Origin of the sequence: Rhodococcus sp. WB1 (genome assembly GCF_001700945.1) — a bacterium.
In the GTDB taxonomy this organism is placed as follows: domain Bacteria; phylum Actinomycetota; class Actinomycetes; order Mycobacteriales; family Mycobacteriaceae; genus Rhodococcus; species Rhodococcus aetherivorans.
The window spans coordinates 4598105-4616614 of record NZ_CP015529.1 but is presented as its reverse complement, the minus strand read 5'-3'; the positions used below and the strand labels follow the sequence as shown (position 1 = coordinate 4616614).

Annotated in this window: 16 protein-coding genes and 1 pseudogene; 5 read left to right on the top strand and 12 right to left on the bottom strand. The window is 69.9% G+C overall.

The window, feature by feature from the left end; translation table 11 throughout:
* Positions 1 to 19: 19 nt before the first annotated feature.
* The 6 genes and pseudogenes from A4U64_RS20615 to A4U64_RS20590 all read right to left on the bottom strand — a co-directional run bounded on the left by A4U64_RS20615 (position 20) and on the right by A4U64_RS20590 (position 5700).
* Positions 20 to 1108, bottom strand: a pseudogene (locus A4U64_RS20615) (IS630 family transposase).
* A 43-nt stretch (positions 1109 to 1151) separates the two neighbouring features.
* Complete coding sequence (locus tag A4U64_RS20610; protein ID WP_065923042.1) at positions 1152 to 1580, bottom strand: nuclear transport factor 2 family protein; 429 nt, start codon at positions 1578 to 1580, stop codon at positions 1152 to 1154.
* Positions 1577 to 2455, bottom strand: a complete 879-nt coding sequence (locus tag A4U64_RS20605; protein WP_050036270.1) for a TIGR03619 family F420-dependent LLM class oxidoreductase — start codon at positions 2453 to 2455, stop codon at positions 1577 to 1579. The genes A4U64_RS20610 and A4U64_RS20605 overlap by 4 nt, the downstream gene beginning before the upstream one ends.
* A gap of 12 nt (positions 2456 to 2467) precedes the next feature.
* Positions 2468 to 3643, bottom strand: a complete 1176-nt coding sequence (locus A4U64_RS20600) for a thiolase domain-containing protein (protein WP_006937825.1) — start codon at positions 3641 to 3643, stop codon at positions 2468 to 2470.
* A 1-nt stretch (position 3644) separates the two neighbouring features.
* Positions 3645 to 4706 (bottom strand): thiolase domain-containing protein, encoded by a 1062-nt coding sequence (locus tag A4U64_RS20595; protein WP_006937826.1) that lies wholly within the window; start codon positions 4704 to 4706, stop codon positions 3645 to 3647.
* Between the two features lie 16 nt (positions 4707 to 4722).
* A complete protein-coding gene (locus tag A4U64_RS20590; protein ID WP_006937828.1) occupies positions 4723 to 5700 on the bottom strand; it encodes a Zn-ribbon domain-containing OB-fold protein in 978 nt (325 codons plus the stop codon).
* Positions 5701 to 5790: 90 nt separating this feature from the next.
* Between A4U64_RS20590 and A4U64_RS20585 the strand changes: the two genes are divergently transcribed.
* Complete coding sequence (locus A4U64_RS20585) at positions 5791 to 6828, top strand: LLM class F420-dependent oxidoreductase (RefSeq protein WP_065923041.1); 1038 nt, start codon at positions 5791 to 5793, stop codon at positions 6826 to 6828.
* Between the two features lie 165 nt (positions 6829 to 6993).
* Positions 6994 to 7953 (top strand): hypothetical protein, encoded by a 960-nt coding sequence (locus tag A4U64_RS20580; RefSeq protein ID WP_029541024.1) that lies wholly within the window; start codon positions 6994 to 6996, stop codon positions 7951 to 7953.
* Between the two features lie 68 nt (positions 7954 to 8021).
* On the opposite strand, the gene A4U64_RS20575 is transcribed toward A4U64_RS20580, so the two are convergent.
* Positions 8022 to 8876 (bottom strand): crotonase/enoyl-CoA hydratase family protein, encoded by an 855-nt coding sequence (locus A4U64_RS20575; protein ID WP_006937836.1) that lies wholly within the window; start codon positions 8874 to 8876, stop codon positions 8022 to 8024.
* Between the two features lie 77 nt (positions 8877 to 8953).
* On the opposite strand from A4U64_RS20575, the gene A4U64_RS20570 reads away from it, so the two are divergent.
* The 3 genes from A4U64_RS20570 to A4U64_RS20560 are packed head-to-tail and all read left to right on the top strand — an operon-like array spanning position 8954 to position 12961.
* The gene (locus A4U64_RS20570; RefSeq protein ID WP_043797480.1) at positions 8954 to 10609 is read left to right on the top strand and encodes an acyl-CoA synthetase; all 1656 of its coding nucleotides are present in this window, start codon (positions 8954 to 8956) and stop codon (positions 10607 to 10609) included.
* A gap of 11 nt (positions 10610 to 10620) precedes the next feature.
* Positions 10621 to 11733 (top strand): NAD(P)H-dependent flavin oxidoreductase, encoded by a 1113-nt coding sequence (locus tag A4U64_RS20565; RefSeq protein WP_043797477.1) that lies wholly within the window; start codon positions 10621 to 10623, stop codon positions 11731 to 11733.
* 10 nt (positions 11734 to 11743) lie between these two features.
* Positions 11744 to 12961 carry a cytochrome P450 gene (locus A4U64_RS20560; protein ID WP_231385862.1) on the top strand — a complete coding sequence of 406 codons (1218 nt, stop codon included), beginning with the start codon at positions 11744 to 11746 and terminating at the stop codon, positions 12959 to 12961.
* A 71-nt stretch (positions 12962 to 13032) separates the two neighbouring features.
* On the opposite strand, the gene A4U64_RS20555 is transcribed toward A4U64_RS20560, so the two are convergent.
* From A4U64_RS20555 to A4U64_RS20535, 5 genes are read right to left on the bottom strand one after another with little or no spacing between them, the layout of a single operon-like run.
* Positions 13033 to 13803, bottom strand: coding sequence for a MerR family transcriptional regulator (locus A4U64_RS20555; RefSeq protein WP_084648672.1), 771 nt, complete (start codon positions 13801 to 13803; stop codon positions 13033 to 13035).
* Positions 13804 to 13820: 17 nt separating this feature from the next.
* Positions 13821 to 14312 (bottom strand): DUF6194 family protein, encoded by a 492-nt coding sequence (locus A4U64_RS20550; RefSeq protein WP_006937846.1) that lies wholly within the window; start codon positions 14310 to 14312, stop codon positions 13821 to 13823.
* A 56-nt stretch (positions 14313 to 14368) separates the two neighbouring features.
* On the bottom strand, positions 14369 to 16003 hold the full coding sequence (locus tag A4U64_RS20545; protein ID WP_044476046.1) for a long-chain-fatty-acid--CoA ligase: 1635 nt from the start codon (positions 16001 to 16003) through the stop codon (positions 14369 to 14371).
* Positions 16004 to 16062: 59 nt separating this feature from the next.
* On the bottom strand, positions 16063 to 17178 hold the full coding sequence (locus tag A4U64_RS20540) for an acyl-CoA dehydrogenase family protein (RefSeq protein ID WP_065923040.1): 1116 nt from the start codon (positions 17176 to 17178) through the stop codon (positions 16063 to 16065).
* Positions 17179 to 17201: 23 nt separating this feature from the next.
* The gene (locus tag A4U64_RS20535; RefSeq protein ID WP_065923039.1) at positions 17202 to 18380 is read right to left on the bottom strand and encodes an acyl-CoA dehydrogenase family protein; all 1179 of its coding nucleotides are present in this window, start codon (positions 18378 to 18380) and stop codon (positions 17202 to 17204) included.
* Positions 18381 to 18510 lie beyond the last annotated feature (130 nt).

Here is an 18510-nt window from a genome sequence, read left to right as displayed (position 1 = left end):
CTGCCGGGACAACACCTCTTTAGTGTCCTGAGTCAGGAATCCTGTTCAGATATGAGGTGAGACGTTCGAGGATCGTCGGCGGTTTTGGTCCACACGTAGGGCTTGGGATCGGTGTTCCACTGAGCGATCCAGGCTCGAATGTCCTTCTCCAAGTATAGAATCGACTTGTGTACGCCGCGGCGGATCTGCTTGGTGGTCAGTTCGGCGAACCACCGCTCGACGAGATTGAGCCAGGACGACCCGGTCGGGGTGAAGTGCAGAGAGGAACCGTGGATGCGCCAGCAGCCAGGTCTTGATCGCCGGAGTCTTGTGGGTGGCGTAGTTGTCCAATACCAGGTGAAGGTCGAGACCGTCCGGCGTCTGCCTGTCCAGAGTGATGAGGAACTTCTTGAACTCGTCGGCGCGATGCCGGCGGCACAGCGAGCCGATCACCTTGCCCGACGCCACGTCGAGGGCGGCGAACAACGTGGTGGTACCGGCCCGCACGTAGTCGTAGGTCATCCTCTGCGGCACCCCGGGGCATCATCGGCAATACCGGCTGTGACCGTTCCAGGGCCTGGATCTGCGACTTTTCGCCCACGCAGAACACCAACGCTCGCTCCGGCGGATCCAGGTAGAGGCCGACGATGTCGTGGACCTTGTCGACGAAGAACGGCTCGGTCGACAACTTGAACCCCTCGGCGGGATGCGGTTGCAGCCCGAACGCCCGCCAGATCCGCGAGACCGTCGACTGCGACAGGCCCATCTCGTTGGCCATCGTCCGCGTGGACCAGTGCGTGGCGCCCTTCGAGGTGGTCTCAAGCGCGCGTGTGACCACCTCGGCGACCTGCGCGTCGGTCACCGACCGCGGACCACCCGACCGGACATGTCCCGAGCCCGGCGATCCGACGCTCGATGAAACGAGACGCCACCGCCCCACCGCATGCGGCGTCGCGCCCAGGCGGGCGGCTACGTCCTTGTTCTACGCGCCCTCCGCACAGGCGAGGATGATCCGGCACCGCAGCGCCCATGCCTGCGGGGTCGATCGGCGCCGCACCCATCCCTTGAGGGCAGCCCGTTCGTCGTCGGACAATCTCAGCGCGGCCTTCGGCCGCCCGGTACGGGCCATCCGCCGATTCGACATTTCTGAATGAGACTTCTGACTCAGAACACTAGCCGCGCGCCGCCTCGGCTGCGGGGCGAACCGTCTTCATGGCCCGTTCGACCTCCCAGAAGGCGCGCAGCGACGCGATCCGGCCGTCGTCGTCCACGCGGTAGACGAACACCCCCTCGGCGTCGATCACGTTGCCGCCGAGGGTCGTGCGGATGGTGCCGATGTTGACGCACTCGTCGCCGCACACCAGCACGTCGTCGACGAGGAACTCGAGCTTGTCGGTGTTCGCGATGGTCATGTCGTAGAACCGCGAGATCGCCTCGCGGCCGTGATGGCCCTTGCCCTCCGGATCGAATCCGGACGGACCGACCGGGTCCTCGACGACACCGTTCTCGGCGAACAACGCGAGCCACTCGTCCTTGCGTTTACCGCTTGCCGCCGCCTGCGACGCCCGCGCGGCGACCCGGGCCGGGTGTTCCTCGCTCATGCCGATGCCTTTCCGTGGATGTACCTGTCGGCGAAACGGTGCAGGGACTCCTGCTTCGCCTCGAGGGGACTGTCGAAGCCGTGCCCGTCGAAGATCCACGGCACCACGATGATGTCGGTGACGCCGGCATCCTCGAGCTCGGCGTACCCGGCACGGCCGAACCGGTCCACGCACACCGCCTGGATCTCGAACGGATCGTCGGCGCGGCCGTGTTCGGCGCGCAGCTCCCGCAGCCGGGCGATCACCTGCACGAGGTCGTCGAACCGGATCATCGCCGAGGTCCAGCCGTCGCCCACGCGCGCCGCCCGGCGCAGCGCCACGTCGGTGTGGCCGCCGATGTAGAACGGCACGGGTTCGGTGGGGGCGGGGCTCATCTGCAGCCGGTCGAAGTCGAAGAATTCGCCGTGGTGCTCGACCATGCCGCCGCCGAGGATGAGCTTGATGACGTCGATCATCTCGTCCACCCGCTTGCCGCGCCGCGCGTACGGCACCCCGCACCACTCGAACTCCTCCGGGGCCCAGCCGATTCCCACTCCGAAGCCGAAGCGGTTACCGGTGAGGTTGGCCACCGAGCCGACCTGGCGCGCCAGCAGCACCGGGTTGCGCGAGCCGAGCTTGAGGACCTGGGTGTAGAACCGGAGTGTCGACGTGACCGCCCCCATCGCGGCCGCGGCGATCAGTGGGTCCGCCCAGGGCGTGTCCTCGGTCCACATCCGCGACCCGTCGGGGGTGTACGGGTAGTCGACGGTCTGCTTCTCCATGTAGAACAGGGAGTCGGGCAGCGCGATCGACCGGAACCCGCACTCCTCGGCGGTGCGGGCGAGGCCGGTGAGCTGGTCGAGGGGCGTCATCGCGACGCCGACGGTGAAGTCCACCACGGTCCGTGCCTATCGTTCCGGTCGGTCCGAGCCGACGACCCACATCGAGAAGTACTGCGAGCCGCCGCCGTACGCGTGCCCGAGTGCCTTGCGTGCGCCGTCGACCTGATGCTCCCCGGCGCGCTGCATCACCTGCATCGCGGCCTCGGCGAACCGGATCATGCCGGAGGCGCCGATCGGGTTGGAGGACAGCACACCGCCGGACATGTTGACCGGCAGCTGACCGCCGATGGCCGTCTCCCCGGCCTCGGTGAGCTTCCAACCGGAGCCCTCCGGGGTGAAGCCGAGGTTCTCGAGCCACATCGGCTCGAACCACGAGAACGGGACGTAGATCTCGGCGCAGTCGATCTCGGTGAGCGGGTCGGTGATACCCGCGGCCTGCCACAGCGCCGCCGCGGCCATCCGGCCTGCCTCGGGGTTGACCTGGTCGCGTCCCGCATACGTGGTCGGCTCGGTCCGCATCGCGGTGGCGTGGATCCACGCGACCCTCCGGCCCTGCGCCTCGACCGCCGCGGCCGAGTCCTCGTCGCCGATCACGACGGCGCACGCGCCGTCCGACGACGGGCACGTCTCGTCGTAGCGGATCGGATCCCACAGCATCTGCGACGCCTGCACCGACTCGAGCGTGATGTTCGGCTGCTTGAGGTGCGCGTACGGGTTCTTCGCGCCGTTGAGCCGGTCCTTCACGGCGACCATCGCGCCGATGTGCTCGGGTGCGCCCGATCGGCGGATGTAGGAGCGCACGTGCGGGGCGAAGTAGCCGCCGGCGCCGGCGCCGACCGGCATGGTGAACGGCACCGGGGTGGACAGCGCCCACATCGCGTTCGACTCGGACTGCTTCTCCCACGCCACGGCCAGCACCCGCCGGTGCACGCCGGCCTGCACGAGGCTGGCGGCGACATTGGCGGTGGACCCGCCGACCGAACCGGCGGTGTGGACCCGCAGCATCGGCTTGCCGGTGGCGCCGATCGCGTCGACCATGGTCAGTTCGGGCATCATCACGCCCTCGAACAGGTCGGGGGCCTTGCCGATCACGACCGCGTCGATGTCGTCCCAGCCGACGTCCGAGTCGGCCAGGGCGCGGTCGATCGCCTCGCGCACGAGGCCGGACATGGACACGTCGTGCCGTTTGGCGACGTAGTGGGTCTGCCCCGTGCCGAGGACAGCCGCGAGTTGCTTGGCCATGTCAGTTACGTCCCTCCAGAACGGCTACCAGATTCTGTTGCAGCACAGGACCGCTCGTCGCGTGTGCGAGGGCCCGCCCGGCCCGCCCGGCCATGATCGCCTGCGCGGCGCAGCCGATGCGCTCGAGGCCGCCGGAGAACATGGGGTTACCCGTGAGCGGGCCGCCGGTCGGGTTGACCGCCGTCGCGTCGGAGAGGCCGAGGGCCTCGCGCAGGATCAGCTCCTGATGGGTGAACGGCGCGTGCAGTTCGGCGACGTCGAACGCGGTGTCACCGCCGGTGACGGCCCGCGCGGCGGCCGACGCGGACGGCGCGGTCGTCAGGTCGCGGCCGCCGAGGTTCGGCGAGTCGATGCGATGCTCGATGCCCGTGATCCAGGCGGGGTTCTCGCACAGTTCACGGGCCCGGTCGCCGGCGGCGAGCACGATCGCGGCGGCGCCGTCGGTGACCGGCGCGCAGTCGTGCCCCCGCAGCGGATCGGCGACGTAGGGCCGGGCCAGCAGCTCCTCGACGTCGAAGTCGCCGCTGATCTGGGCGTTCGGGTTGTCCTTGGCGGCGGCCCGCGCGCGCACCGCGACCTGTGCCATGTCCTCCGCCGTCCACTTGCCGGCGTCGAGCCCGAACCGGGCCTGCAGCCCGGCGAGGGACACGGAATCGAGGCCGAGCGGGGCGACGAGGTACGGGTCGAGCTGCAGGCCGAGGACCTGACGCAGGGTGCCGGCCGACGACTTGCCGAAGCCGTACACCAGGGCGGTGTCGACCTCCCCGGTGATCAGCTTGACCCACGCCTCGTACAGCGCCCAGGCGGCGTCCATCTCGACGTGGGATTCGTTGATCGGCGGCACCGCGCCGATCGCGTCCACGGCCGAGATGAACGAGAACGCCCGGCCCGCGAGGTAATCGGACGAACCGGAGCACCAGAAACCGATGTCCGACTTGGTGATTCCCAGTTTCGAGTACAGCTCCCGGAAGCAGGGGACGAGCATTTCGACGCCGTTGGTGGTGCCGGTGGTCTCGCGCACGTGGGGTGCCTGCGCGAAGCCGACGACTGCGATGTCTGTCATGGTGGGCGCGGCTCCCTTACAGGTGGTGTTTGAAGGTCTCGTAGTCGGCGTCCGGTTCGCCGGTCGGCCGGAAGTACTCGATGTTGCGCAGCGTGTAGTCCCACTCCTCGCGCGGGCGCCACTTCGCCTCCACCCGCATGCCCATCCGGACGTCGGCGGCGTCGCACTCGAGGATCAGGTGCAGGAACGGGATGTCCGCACCGTCGAGCAGCACGTAGGCCGCGACGTACGGCGGCGTGATCTGCTGGCCGAGGAACGGCACGTTGACGATGCAGAACGTGGTGACGATGCCCTTGTCGGACACCTCGACCTGCTCCCGGGTGGGGATGCCGTCGGTGGGGTTCGCGCCGCGCGGCGGGATGTAGACCTTGCCGCCCGGTCCGGTGCGGCCGCCGATCAGCTTGCCCTCGGCCAGTGCGCGCAGGTAGTAGGACTCCTCGTAGGACGCGCTGTGCGTGTAGTGCAGATCCAGCGGCGTGATCATCATCGTCACCGGCTCGCCGGAGGCGTCCGTCCGGACCGTGACGGTCTCGGCCTCGCCCGGTTCGAAGGCTGCGATGTCACGAATGTGACCGGCGCGGTCGTCGGCCCACCGCACGCGTACCCGCATCCCGGTGCTCATGTCCTCGGGACCGGGGACGTCGACCGCGTGCAGCAGCGTCGTGTCGGCCCCGTCCAGCTGGATCAGCGCCCACGCGAACGGCCGGTCGAACGGCTGGCCCGGCAGCGGCTCGGGGTTCCACGTCCAGCTGCGCACCGTGCCGGACTGCCCCACCTCGACGAAGTCGGTGAGGGGTTCGTGGGTGACCGCGTCGAACTCCGGGGGCGGCACGAGGACGCGCCCGTCCGAGCCGCGGGCGCCGAGGATGCGCCCGTCGCGCAGGCCCGTGACGAACGCGCCGACGGTCGGCCCCGTGGATCGGGTGTAGTCGAACTTCAGGTTCAGTGGTGCGCTCAGCGGCTTCTCCGCGATCGCGCTCTTTCCCAGGCTCACAACTTCGAGTAGAACAGGTTCTAGAGACGGTGGCAAGGGTACCGTCCGAGCAGCGGTGTCCCCGGTCCGCCCCGAAAGGAATGGTGTGCAATGAAACTGGGTCTGCAACTCGGCTACTGGGGGGCGCAGCCGCCCGCGAACGCCGGCGAGCTCGTCGCCGCCGCCGAGGCGGAGGGTTTCGATGCGGTCTTCGCCGCGGAGTCGTGGGGCTCGGACGCGTTCACGCCGCTCGCGTGGTGGGGCTCGGGCACGCGGCGGGTGCGGCTCGGCACGTCCGTCGTGCAGATCTCCGGCCGCACCCCCACCAGTTGTGCCATGCACGCGATCACCCTCGACCACCTCAGCGGCGGGCGGCACATCCTGGGGCTCGGCGTGTCCGGGCCGCAGGTCGTCGAGGGGTGGTACGGCGAACCGTTCGCCAAGCCGCTCGCCCGCACCCGCGAGTACGTCTCGATCGTGCGCAAGGTGCTGGCCCGCCGGGAGCCGGTGACCAACCCGGGCCCGCACTACCCGCTGCCGTACGACGGACCCGGCGCCACCGGGCTCGGCAAGCCGCTCAAGCCGATCACGCACCCGCTGCGTGCCGACATCCCCATCTGGATCGGCGCCGAGGGGCCCAAGAACGTCGCGCTGACCGCCGAGATCGCCGACGGCTGGCTCGCCATCTACTACTCCCCGCGCCTGGCCCCGATGTACGACGAGTGGCTCGACGAGGGCTTTGGCCGGCCCGGCGCCCGGCGCACCCGCGACGACTTCGAGATCGCCGCGACCTGCCAGGTCGTCGTCACCGACGACCGGACGGGGACCATCGCCGGCCTCAAGCCCGTCACCGCCCTGTACGTCGGAGGCATGGGCACCCCCGAACTCAACTTCCATGCCCAGGTGTACCGGCGCATGGGCTACGGTGACGTGGTCGACGAGGTGACCGCCCTGTTCCGCGCGGGCCGCAAGGACGAGGCCGCCGCCGCGATTCCCGACGAGATGGTCACCGAGACGATGATCATCGGCGACCGCGACGAGGTGCGCGCCGGCGTGAAGCGCTGGTCCGACGCCGGCGTGACGATGCTGCTCGTCAGCTGCCGCGACGCCGAGCACGTGCGCTCCCTGGCGGACGTCGTGCTGCGGTAGGCGCCCGCTTCCCCCGAGCGAATGTATCGTTCACCTCCTCAGATCGACGGGATGCCACATTCGCTCGGTGGGGAGGTTGTCCACAGTCGGCGAGTTGCTCCACAGATTCGACGAATGCACGCTCCGCGGCCACACGAATCCGATCGAGCGGCGCACTGTAGGTCCATGAGAAGGGGTGAGTGGGCGGGGGATCCGGAGGCACTGGGCCGGCTGGGCGACAGCGGTGTGGTTCGCGACGCCGTGCTTCGTCGTGTCGGAGTGTCGGGGTCGGCAATTCACGAGCGGTGCCGTCCGGGTGGTCCCTGGCAACGGCTGCTGCCGGGCATCGTGATGCTCGGAAACGGACCGGCGTCGGCTCGGCAACGCACGATCGCGGCCATGAAGTACGTCGGCGACGACGCCGTACTCACCGGACGATCGGCGCTCGGAGAACATGGACTGGCGGGAGAACAATACGACGTCCACGTGCTGCTCCCGGCGAATCGTCGCGTGCAGTCGGCCGGATTCGTCCTCGTCGAGCGGACAACCCGAATTCCGGACCCTTTGATACGTAATGGCATCCGGTGTGCTCCCATCGAACGTGCCCTGCTCGACGCCGCGCGCCGGTGCACCACTCTCGATGCGACGCGGTCGTTGATCGCCTCGGCCGTCCAGCGTGGAGCGGTGTCGGTGGCAGCGCTGCAGGAGGAACTGGCGGAGGGGAGCGGGCGGGGTTCGGCTCTGCCGCGGCGGGTGCTCCGGGAGGTGGATGCCAACGTCCACTCGGTGGCGGAGGCGAAGGCCCGGGAGCTGTGGGAACGCAGCGGTCTGCCCGAGATGGTGTTCAACCGCGATGTTCTCGACTCCCGGGGCGGGTTCATCGCACGACCTGACGGCTGGATCGACGACGTCGCGATGGCCTGGGACATCGACTCCCTCGCGTGGCACCTGTCGCCCAAGGCGTACAAGGACACGATCGAGCGCCGGACCCGCATGCAGAACGCGGGCATCATCGTGCTGCCGACGATCCCGAGTGCGGTGGAGCGGTCACCGAGGCGTGTCGTCGACGACCTGCGCCGGCACTACGAGCTCGCGGCCTCTCGGCCGCGGCCCGACGTGCGACTACGGACGGTGGCACCGGGCTGAGCGAATGGACCATACCGTCGGACTACGGAGGTGAGCGATACATTCGCTCGGCCCGGGCCTCCGGCCCGTCAGGCGCCGGTGAACTTCGGGGTGCGCTTCTCGGTGAACGCGCGGGGGCCTTCCTTGGCGTCGGCGCTCTTGAAGACCTCGGCGCCGAGTTTCGCGTCGATCTCGAAGGCTTCCTCCTCGTGCATGCCCTCGGTGTCGCGGATGGTCTTCAGGATGGCCTGGACGGCGAGGGGGCCGTTGGCGGCGATGGTCCCGGCGATCTCGAGGGCCTTGTCGAGAGCCTGGCCGTCGGGGACGACGTGGCCGATCAGGCCGATCTCCTTGGCCTCGGCGGCCTTGATGTGGCGGCCGGTGAGCAGGATGTCGGCGGCGATCGTGTAGGGGATCTGGCGGACGAGCCGCACCGCCGAGCCACCGAGGGGGAACAGGCCCCACTTGGCCTCGGAGACACCGAACTTCGCGCTCTCCCCGGCGACGCGGATGTCGGTGCCCTGGAGGATCTCGGTGCCGCCGGCGATGGCCGGGCCCTCGACCGCGGCGATCAGCGGCTTGGTGAGGCGACGGCCCTTCAGCAGTGCGGGCAGCCTGGACAGATCCCAGCCACCGCCTTTGCCCTTCCCGTCGCTTCGCTCGCCCTGCTCGAACTTGTCGCCCGGGGCCGACCGATTCATCGCCTTGAGGTCGGCGCCCGCGCAGAACGCGCCGCCGGCGCCGGTCAGGATGGCCACCCGGATCTCCGGATCGTTGTCGACGCGGTCCCAGGCCTCGGCCATGATCGCCATCATCTCGCCGGACAGGGCGTTGCGGGCCTCGGGCCGGTTCATGGTCACGATCAGGACCGAGCCGCGCTGTTCGACGAGGCAGTGCGGGGCGTCTGCCGAAATGCCGGAAACTTCCGATGCGGTGGTGGACACTGAGGACTCCTGAGGGGTTGTGAACTGGATCTCATCCGGGTCTTGTCAGAAACGGTAACACGTTCTACTTTTGTGACGTGGCCCTTAACATCGCAGACCTCGTAGAGCACGCAATCGACCTCGTTCCCGACCGCGTCGCGCTCGCGTCGGACGGACGTGAGGTCACCTACGCGCAGGTGGAGGAGCGCGCCAACCGGCTCGCCCACTATCTGCAGGAACGGGGCGTGAAGCCCGGTGACAAGGTGGGTATCTACTCCCGCAACACCATCGAAGCGATCGAGGCGATGGTCGCGGTGTTCAAGATTCGTGCCGTGATGGTGAACGTCAACTACCGGTACGTCGAGAACGAGTTGCAGTACATCTTCGACAACTCGGACATGGTCGCGCTCGTCCACGAGCGCCGTTACTCCGACAAGGTCGCCGCCGTGCTGCCGCACTGCCCGCAGATCCGCACCGTCGTCGTGGTCGACGACGGCACCGATCTCGACTACGCGAGCTACGGGGGCGTCGACTACGAGTCCGCGCTGGCTCAGGGCTCACCCGAGCGCGACTTCGGCGAACGCAGCGCCGACGACCTCTACATCCTCTACACCGGCGGCACCACCGGCAGCCCCAAGGGCGTGATGTGGCGGCAGGAGGACGTGTGGCGCGTACTCGGCGGCGGCATCAACTTCATGACGGGCGAATACGTCGCTGACGAATGGGAACTCGCAAAGACCGGTGCCGCGAGCCCGCCGCTGGTCCGTTTCCCGATCCCCCCGCTCATCCACGGCGGTGCCCAGTGGGCGGTGCTGCAGTCGCTGTTCAGCGGCGGCAAGGTGATCATGCATCCCGAGTTCGACGGCCACGAGGTGTGGCGCGTCATCGAGGAGCACAAGGTCAACGTCATCTTCATCACCGGCGACGCGATGGGCCGCCCGATGCTCGACGCGCTCGAGAGCGGACGTCCGGGAACCGGTGAGAAGTACGATCTTTCGTCCCTGTTCGCGATGGCGTCGAGCGCCGCGCTGTTCTCCCCGGCGCTGAAGGAACGCTTCCTGGACCTGATGCCCAACACGGTGATCACCGACTCGATCGGCTCGTCCGAGACCGGCTTCGGCGGACTCGGCATCGTCGCCAAGGGCCAGGCCCACTCGGGTGGCCCCACCGTCAAGATCGACGCCTCCACGGCCGTGATCGACGACGACGGAAATCCGGTCGAGGCCGGCTCCGGGCAGGTGGGCGTGCTCGCCCGCAAGGGCCACATCCCCATCGGCTACTACAAGGACGAGGTCAAGACCAAGGCGACCTTCCGCGAGTACCACGGCGTCCGCTACTCGATCCCGGGCGACCATGCGCGGGTCGAGGCCGACGGCACCGTCACCATGCTCGGCCGCGGGTCCGTCTGCATCAACACCGGTGGCGAGAAGGTGTTCCCCGAGGAGGTCGAGGGCGCCCTCAAGGCCCACCCGGACGTGTTCGACGTCCTCGTCGTCGGCGTGCCCGACGAGCGCTGGGGGCAGCGGGTGTCCGCCGTGATCGCGCCCCGCGCCGGTACCCGCCCGGCGCTGGCCGACCTCGTCGAGGTGGCCCGCACGCAGATCGCCAGCTACAAGATTCCGCGCAGTGTCTGGTACGTCGACGCCATCAAGCGTTCGCCGGCCGGCAAGCCCGACTACCGCTGGGCCAAGGAACAGACCGAGCAGCGCCCAGCGGACGACCACCACACCAACGGCTCCGCCGCGGCGAGCTAGAAGGGACCGGGATGCACACCGATCTCAGCAGGAAATTCGGCATCCAGTACCCGATCTTCGGGTTCACCCCGTCCGAGCACGTCGCCGCCGCGATCAGCCGGGCCGGTGGTCTCGGCGTCCTCGGCTGTGTCCGGTTCAACGACCCGGACGAGCTCGACGCCGTGCTCACCTGGATGGACGAGAACACCGACGGCAAGCCCTACGGGGTCGACGTCGTGATGCCCGCAAAGGTTCCCACCGAGGGCACCGCCGTCGACCTCGACAAGCTCATCCCCGCCGAGCACCGTGCCTTCGTCGAGCGCACCCTCGCCGAGCTCGGCGTGCCGCCGCTCGACGAGTCCGCCGAACACGCGGCCGGCGTCCTCGGCTGGCTGCACTCGGTCGCCCGCGCACATGTGGACGTCGCCCTCGAGCACCGGCCTGCGCTCATCGCCAACGCGCTCGGCTCCCCGCCGAAGGACGTGATCGACCTCGCCCACGAGAAGGGGGTGCCCGTCGCGGCGCTCGCCGGGGCGGTCGAGCATGCCCGGCGGCACGTCGAGAACGGCGTCGACATCGTCATCGCCCAGGGGTACGAGGCGGGCGGGCACACCGGCGAGGTGGCCTCGATGGTGCTCTGGCCCGAAATCGTGGACGCCCTCGGCGATTCGGCGGCGGTGCTTGCCGCCGGCGGTATCGGCTCCGGGCGGCAGGTCGCGGCCGCGCTCGCGCTCGGCGCGTCCGGGGTGTGGATGGGTTCCTACTGGCTCACCACCTCCGAATACAAGCTCGGCGCTGCCGCCGACGGCCCGTCGTCGGTCCAGCGGGCCCTGCTGGGCGCGACATCGTCGGACACCGTCCGCTCGCGGATCTACTCCGGCAAGCCCGCCCGCCTGCTCAAGACGAAGTGGACCGAGGCATGGTCGAAGCCCGATGCCCCGTCGCCGCTGCCGATGCCGTTGCAGAACCTGCTCGTGAGCGAAGCCCACCAGCGGATCGCCGCCGCGGACGATCCCGAGGTCGTCGCGATGCCCGTCGGGCAGATCGTCGGCCGGATGAACGAGATCCGGCCGGTCGCGGAGATCATGGCCGAGCTCGTCGAGGGGTACGAGCGGGCCGTGGACCGGTTGAACGCAGCACGGTGACGGACCGGTGGTGACCGTCTACGATCCCTTCGATCCGCAGTTCCTGGCCGACCCCTACCCGGCCTACCGGATGCTGCGGGACGAGGACCCGGTGCACCGCCACGTCAGCACCCGGAACGGCATTCCGCCGTTCCGGGTGCTGTCCCGTTTCGAGGACGTGTGGAACGCGGTGCGCGACACCGAGACCTACTCGTCCGCTGGGGGATTGACGTTCGTTCCCGACGAGATCGGCACACTGGGTCTCGCCCCGACGATCGTCATGCTCGACCCCCCGCGGCACGGGCAGCTGCGCAGCCTGATCGCGAAGGGGTTCACGCCCCGGCGCGTCGCGGCGCTCGAGGACGCCGTGCGCGGGTTCGTCCGCGGCCGGCTCGATTCGTTCGCCGGGCGGCGCGAGGTCGATCTGCACCGCGAATTCTCCTCGACCGTACCGACGTTCGTCCTGGCGGAGATGCTCGGCGTGCCGGCGGCCGACCGGGCCCGGTTCGATCCGTGGGTCGCCGCGCTGACGGCGTTGCAGGACAGCGGATTCGACGTGGCCGCCATGAGCGCACCCGACGCCGTCGCCGAGATGTTCGAGTACTTCTCGCGCCTGATCGGCGAGCGCCGCCGCGAACCCGGCGACGACCTGATCAGCGCCCTGACCACCGTCGAGTCCGACGGCGAACTGCTCACCGACTGGGAGATCCTCGGGTTCTGCTTCGTCATGGTGGCCGGCGGCAACGACACCACCGGAAACCTGATCTCGCACGCCGTAATGCTGCTCGACACCGATCACCGCCAGCGCGACCTGCTCGTCGACGAGCCTTCCCGGATCCCGGGCGCGTTGACGGAGACGCTGCGGCTGGAGGGATCGGTGCAGGGACTCGCGCGCACCACCACCCGTGACGTCGAGTTGCACGGGGTGACGATTCCGGCCGGGGAGAAGGTGATGATGCTCTACGGCGCCGCCAATCGCGACGAACGCGAATTCGGCGACACCGCAGAGAAGTTCGACGTCACCCGGCCGATTCCGCGGCACCTCGGATTCTCCAGCGGTCCCCACTTCTGCATCGGCTCGCACCTGGCGAAGCTGCAGTCCCGGGTTGCGCTCGAGGAGTTGCTGGCCCGGTATCCCCACGTGTCGGTCGATCCGGCATCGGGGGTGCGTCTGCAGTCGTCGTTCACCCGCGGCTGGGTGAGCCTGCCCGCCCTCCTGCGTCAGCCGAGCGGGAGGTTGTGGCGGTGAGCGGGAGTATGTCGCGGCATCGTGCGGGTGCGTCGACCAGGATCCTCCCGCTCGGAACGAGAACCTCCCTGTCACGACCCACGGACACGCCGCGCGTTCGCGACGATCGCGTTGTGGACGAACCGCGGCAGCCCGGGCGCCAGCTCCTCCCACTCGGCGGTGGCGGCGTCGCCGGAGATATCCAGGGCCGCGATCTCGCAGTGCTGCTGCGGACTGCACGGGCCGAACCAGCGTTCGAGGTGGCGGCGGTGCTGCTCGGCGGCATCCATCGCTACCGGTCCGTCCGCCGGCTCGCCCGCCGCGATCGCCTCGACGAACGCTCGGATGTCGGCGGCGGCCTCGGCCTTGATCGTCTCCCAGTCCTCCCTGGTGTGCCCCGCGGCGCGGTGCGCCGCCCGCTCCCACTGGTCGTGATTCGGCCAGTCCGGCTCGGTGGCCACGAATCGTTCGGCGAACCGGTCGGTTCCGAAGATCTCCAGTTGCTCCTCAGGGGTGAGCGATACACCCGTGCGCCGCGCCTCGAGCTCGCGATCGAGCGCCGCGAGCAGACCGATGAGGTGGTCCCGGCGCTGTTCGAGAAGCCGCCGCTGGCGGCGGAGGTGATCGTCGACGGTCGCGCCCGGATCGGCGAGCATGTCGGCAATGGCATCGAGGCCGAAGTCGAGCGCGCGATAGAACAGGATGCGTCGCAGCCGCTCGACGTCGGCGGCCGAGTAGAGGCGGTGGTTGCCGGCGCTGCGTCCATGGGGCACGAGCAGGCCGATCCGGTCGTAGTGGTGGAGCGTGCGCACCGAGACGCCGGCCATCCGCGCGACGTCCCCGACCGTGTACTCGCCGTCCACACGTCGATGATGCGCCGTCACGGCCGGTGTCGTCGCGCCGCCCGGGCGTGGGCGACGGCGAGCAGGCCGGGGACCTGTGCGGCGGTGCGCACGCCCGGGTTCAGGATCGACACCCACCCCTGCGGCGCGTACACGGGATGGGGAAGCAGGAGATCGAGGGCGGTGTAGTCCACGGCGGCGCCGTGCCGCGCGTGCCCGGCCGGCGGGTAACCCAGCAGGTCGCGGAACTCGTCGCGACCGACCGCGACGTTGAGCCGGAACACCCCCGTCCGGTAGAGGTGGGACGCGGTGTCGAAGCCGTCGTAGTCGTGGACGACGACCGTGGCGAACGGGAACCTGCGGTCGGCGGGGGTGGTGCCGTCCGGATCGAAGAACAGGAAGGTGTCGCCCCACGCCTGCCGGGGCGCGCCGTTGTCCTCCCCGGCCGTCGTCGCCACCACCCCGGGCAGGGCCGCCGCGACGTCGATGATGTCGTCCACCGTGAGGGATCGGGGTTCGTTCGTCGTCATGGGGCGGACGCTACGACCTGACGCAACGTCAGGTTCATGTCCTCGTGCCGGATCGCCTATCGGCCCGATCCGGTGACCTGCGGCTGCAACTCGGCCGCCAGGTCGTCGGTCAGCGGCGTGAACTCGCGCTCGCCGCGGCGGCGGACCCATACCGGGTCGGCGCAGTGCCACCGCTCGGCGCTGAGTGTGCGGGTGAGGATCTTGAACGTGGCGGTGCGCGGGAAGTCCCGGCACACCCGGATCAGCGTCGGCAGCTGCTTGGGGCCGAGATCGCCCTGCGCGTCCAGGAACCCGGCGAGTGCGACGGGGTCGAACGCGGAATCCGCGGTCGGGATGACCGCGGCCATCACCCGGTCGCCGACCTGCGGATCCGGGACCGCGTAGACCGAGACCTGCGCGAAGCCCGGGTAGCGGAGCAGGGCCCGCTCGATCGGAGCGGCCGCGATGTTCTCGCCGTCGACGCGCATCCAGCCGGAACTGCGGCCGGCGAAGTAGACGAACCCGTCGGCGTCGGCGTAGCCGAGATCGCCGCTGTGGTACCGGCCGTCGCGCACCCGCTCGGCGTCGGCCTCCGGGTTCTTGTAGTAGCCGGCGAACAGGCCGGCCCCGGCGACGTTGACGAGCTCACCGGTCGCGACGTCGGCGTTGAGGATGCGGCCGTCGGCATCGAACTCGGCGACCGGACAGGGCGATCCGGTGTCCGGGTCGAGGATCCGCACGCCCTCGGGCAGCCGTCCCAGCGCCCCGGGCGGCGCATCGGGCGCCGCGGAGATCGAGATGCCGCCCTCGGTGGAGCCGAACCCGTCGACGACCGTCGCGCCGAACCGCCGGCGGAACTCGGCGATCGCGGGCGCCGTGCCCTCGTTGCCGTACATGATGCGCAGGGGATTGTCCGCCTCGCCGGGCTCCTCCGGGGTGGCGACGATGTAGGACAACGGCTTTCCCACGTAGTTGGCGTAGGTGACGCCGAAGCGGCGCACGTCCGGCAGGAAGCCGGAGGCGGAGAACCTGCGCCGCAGGGCGATCCCGGCCCCGGCCGCCAGCGCCACCGCCCAGCCGGCCATCATCGCGTTGGAGTGGAACATCGGCATCGACACGTACACGACGTCGTCGGCGCCGAGACCGAACCGTTCCGCGAGCATCACTCCGGGGCCGGTGATCTTCTCGTGGGTGCAGCACACGGCCTTCGGGTCGCCGCTGGTGCCGGACGTGAAGATCAGCATGAACAGATCGGTCGCGGCGACGGGCGCCGGCGCGGCGGTGGAACCGGTGTGGGGAGCGAGCAGATCGGCCCACTCGGCGGAGTCGACGTCGATCACCCGGACGCCGCCGAGGTCGAGTCCGTCCAGCAGCCGCGCGTTCGCGGCCTCGGTGAACACCACCTGGCAGTCCGCGAGCGCGATGTCGCGGGCGAGGGCCTGCCCGCGACGGGTGGTGTTCAGCCCGACCACCACCGAGCCGGACAGCGCCGCGGCGCCGAGCAGCATCGAGAACTCCGGCACGTTGTCCATGAGGATCCCGAAGTGCCGGGGTCTGCGTGGGTCGAGCAGTTCGTGCAACAGGGCGGCCCGGTCCCGGCCGGCCTGCACGTGCTCGCGCCACGACAGCGACATGTTCTCGAACTGCAGGCCACGATCGTCGACGGTGGCGAGCCGTTCGAGGAGCGCGGTCACGGTGGGGACGTCGGTCATGCCGGCATCCTGGGGCATCGCCGCGGCGGGTGGGGTGCCGGTTCCGCTGATCGGGACGCTCACGCCGGCGCCTCCGCGAGGGACGCGCCGAGGTGCCGCAGCTGCGCGGTGGCCGACCCGAGGTGGAACTCGTGGTGTTTGGCGGCCAGGAAGTACCGGTGCACGGGGTGGTCCTCGTCCAGGCCGACTCCGCCGTGGACGTGTACGAGTGTGTGCGCGACGCGGTGCCCGGCGTCGGCGGCCCAGAACGCGGCCGTGCGCAGCTCCCCGGTGTCGGGCAGCCCGGCCTCCGCGCGGAAGGCCGCCTGCCACAGGGTGAGCCGGGCGCCCTTGACGTCGATGTAGGCGTCGGCGAGCCGCTGGGCCACCGCCTGGAAGCTGCCGATGGGCCGATCGAACTGCACCCGCTCGCGGGCGTACCCGGCGGTGAGTTCGAGCGCCCGGTCGAGCACCCCGTACTGGTATGCGGCCGAGCCGAGCAGCCCGCGGTCGCGCAGCCACACGGTGACCGCGTGGCCGTCGGTGCCGAGCGCGCGGTCCCCGGGCACGGAGGCCGCGGCGAGGGTGAGCGTCCCGAGGCAGCCGAGGCCGGTGTCGTACTGGCGGGTCACGGTCACGCCGGGATCGCCGGGACGGACGAGGAGCACGGTGACGCCGTCGGGGGTCGAGGCCGGCACGAGGAACAGGTCCGCGGCAGGCGCGGCGTCGACGAGGGTCTTGGTGCCGTCGACGATCCATCCGCCGTCGGCGCGACGTGCCGTGGTGGTCGGCGACGTGGGGTCGTCGTTCAGTTCCTCCTCGAGGGCGGCGGTGAGGATCTTCTCGCCGGTGGCGGCGGGTTCGCCCCAGTCGCGACGCTGCGCGTCGCTGCCGAACTCGGCGACGGCGGCGGCGGACACGACGATCGAGGACAGGTAGGGGACGGCGGCGACGCCGCGGCCGAGTTCGGTGAGGATGCTCGTCTGTTCGAGCGGTCCGAAGCCGTCGCCGCCGACGGACTCGGGCAGTGCCGCGCCGAGGATGCCCGAGGAGGCGAGCGCGTCCCACAGGGTGTGGTCGATGCGGTCGTCGGCGGCGTCGAGCCGGCGCAGGTGGTCGTTGGTGACGATCTCGGTGACGATGCGGCGGGTGAGGCCGGCGAGGTCCTGCTGCGCCTCGGTGAGGGTGAAGTCCACGGTTTGTCCCTTCCGGTGGAGTGTCAGCGCTTGGCGGGTGGCTGTCCGAGGGCGGTCATCGCGATGATGTCGCGCTGGACCTCGTTGGTGCCGCCGCCGAAGGTGAGGATCAGGGAGCTGCGATGCATCCGTTCGAGCCGGCCCCGCAGCAGCACGCCCGGGGAGTTCTGCCGCAGCGTGGCCGACGGGCCGAGGATCTCCATCAGCAGGCGGTAGGCCTCGGTGGCGAACTCGGTGCCGAACACCTTGTTCGCCGACGCCGGTGCGGGTCCGAGCGGCGCAGTGCTGGAAGCGATCTCCCAGTTCATCAGCTTCAGGTACTCGGCCTTGGCGTGGACCCGGGCCAGGTTGATCTGCACCCATTCCTGATCGAGGACGCGGCGGCCGTCGGGCAGGCGGGTGTGCTGCGCCCACGCGCGCACTTCCTGCAGCGCGGTGAGGATCGGGCCCGCGGAGGTGAGCGCGACGCGTTCGTGGTTGAGCTGGTTGGTGATCAGCGCCCAGCCGCCGTTCTCCGCGCCGACGAGCGCGGACGCCGGGACGCGCACGTCCTGGTAATAGGTGGCGCTGGTGTCGGGGCCGGCCATGGTGTGCACGGGCGTGTAGGAGAACCCCTCGGCGGTGGTGGGCACGATGAGGACGCTGATGCCCTTGTGCTTCCGGGCATTCGGATCGGTGCGGCACGCGAGCCACACGTAGTCGGCGTAGGCGATCAGGCTCGTCCACATCTTCTGGCCGTTGATCACCCACTCGTCACCGTCGCGCACGGCGGTGGTGCGCAGCGACGCGAGATCCGTGCCCGCCTCGGGCTCGGAGTAGCCGATGGAGAAGTGCAGCTCGCCGGCGGAGATCCTCGGCAGGAAGGACTCCTTCTGCTCGGGCGTGCCGAAGTGCATGATCGTGGGCGCCACCGAGTTGACGGTGAGGAACGGGACCGGCGCGCCGGCGATCGCGGCCTCGTCGGTGAAGATGAGCTGGTCCATGGCCGAACGGTTCTGCCCGCCGTACTCCTCGGGCCAGCCGAGCGTGAGCCAGCCGTCCTTGCCCATCTGCTGGACGACCTCCCGGTACACGTTGCCGGCGCCGTACTCGCCCGTGGTCGCGGCGAGCGCCTCCCGTCGTTCGGGGGTCATCAGGTCGGCGAAGTAGGCGCGCAACTGCGTGCGGAGTTCCTCTTGCTGCGGGGTGTACGCGATGTCCACGAACCGCTCCGTTCGTCGGGTAGGCAGCTGGTCGACGGCCGAGGACCGGGACCGGCTCGGCGATGTTCCCGAATCATTGCACAGAACTGAAACGCGTTCTAGCCTGGTTTTCGAGCCGTCGCGCCAGCCC